At 36.6% G+C, this 1644-nt stretch carries 1 protein-coding gene; it reads left to right on the forward strand.

Going from position 1 to position 1644, the window contains the following annotated elements:
- Positions 1 to 204 precede the first annotated feature (204 nt).
- Positions 205 to 1500, forward strand: a complete 1296-nt coding sequence (locus PX636_RS07920) for a P-loop NTPase fold protein (RefSeq protein WP_288116679.1) — start codon at positions 205 to 207, stop codon at positions 1498 to 1500.
- The last annotated feature ends 144 nt before the right edge of the window (positions 1501 to 1644 follow it).

Here is a 1644-nt window from a genome sequence, read left to right on the forward strand (position 1 = left end):
ATCCATCTTCAATTTAATTATAACTACTTATCAGTTATCAGTTAATTTTTTTCTGGTTTTCTTTGTGGCTAATTATCTTCACAACACACAGTCTAATTTAATTACTCATGGTTAGTAACCCATGCAGGCGTTGGGTTTCATGCTTCAACCCAACCTACGTTCATCTTATATTTAATTACACCCACCCACTTAAGTTAATTACTCATGGTTAGTCCTTTACTGGAACCCTTTCGAGAAGTCTATCGCAATTTGGAACTTTTACCCCTGCGATCGGATAAAGAATTACAGCGTTTTGCTGTCAAATACGGCACAGAAATTATCGAAGAATTAGAACAATTGGTAGAAGATAGTCCTTCGGAAGACGGAAAAATTATTCTAGCAGGACATCGGGGTTGTGGTAAGTCAACCCTACTCTACGAATTTAAAAGAAAGTTAGATGATCGCTATTTTGTTGTTTTCTTCTCGATCTCAGACACGATCGAAATGTCAGACGTAAATCATGTTAATATTTTATTCTCGATCGCCGTTCAGATGATGTCAGAAGCGGAAGCCCAAAATTTAACTATTAAAGATTCTATTAAAAAAAGCTTTTATCAATGGTTTGCTGAACAAATCCGCACGGAAACCAATCAAGCAGATGCCACTATCGAAACAGGTTTTAACTTTTCTTCTTTACTAGCTCACATTAAAGGAATTCTCAAGATTAATTCGACTATTCGCGAGGAAATTAAACAAAAGTATGAGCGGAGAATTACCGATCTAGTTGCCCAAATTAACATTATAGCCAGTGTGATCGAGTCCCAAAGTCAGAAAAAAATCTTAGTAATTGTTGATGACATTGATAAAATTGACTTAGCACAGGTAAGGGATATTTTTCAATCCCATATTAAAGCGATTAAATTGCCCGGTTTTCGGATTATTATGACTATTCCGATCGCCGCTTTAAGAGAAGTAGCTTTAAAGGCAACTCTCGAAACAGAAATCAATAATCAGATCGTGAAAATGCCTGTATATAAACTCTTTAAACAGGGAGAAATTAATTCACCTAATGCTATACCCGATCCGCAAATTATTGCTACTTTAACCGAGATTATCACTAAGCGCATCGATTCCGATTTAATCGATCCTGACACCCTCGAAAAAATTTGTCTTTATAGTGGGGGAGTATTACGAGAATTAATTCGCATTACTAATGATTGCTGTCGGGTTTGTTTGCGATCGGTTCGTCGTTATCCCGATGATAATACCCTAAAAATTGATCAAGCTGTTTTAGAACAATCAATCACAGAACTTAGTCTCGATTTTGCTGAAAGTATCGGTACAGCAGATGAGGAAATTATTAAAACTGTTTATGAAAAGTTAAACCCGAAGGATCTCAAGGATCAAAATTTTCTAGATCTGCTGCATGGTTTATATATTTTGGAATACCGCAATGGCGATCTCTGGTATAACGTGCATCCGATTGTGGTTGAGTTAATGAAAAAAAGAGGAACAATTTGAATGGGATAAGTAAGTAGTTATAATTAAATTGAAGATGGATCCCCCCTTGATCCCCCCTTGATAAGGGGGGTGCGGATCACTCCTTGATCCGTAGGATTGATTCATAAATCAACCCTACCTAATGGGGGTATCTGACAGTTTTTA

The organism is Microcystis sp. M53598_WE2, from assembly GCF_030067735.1.
Taxonomy (GTDB): domain Bacteria; phylum Cyanobacteriota; class Cyanobacteriia; order Cyanobacteriales; family Microcystaceae; genus Microcystis; species Microcystis aeruginosa.

What these genes read in the sequence shown, in the direction of transcription:
- PX636_RS07920 (WP_288116679.1), top strand. Translation starts at nt 205, where the DNA reads ATGGTTAGTCCTTTACTGGAACCCTTTCGAGAAGTCTATCGCAATTTG.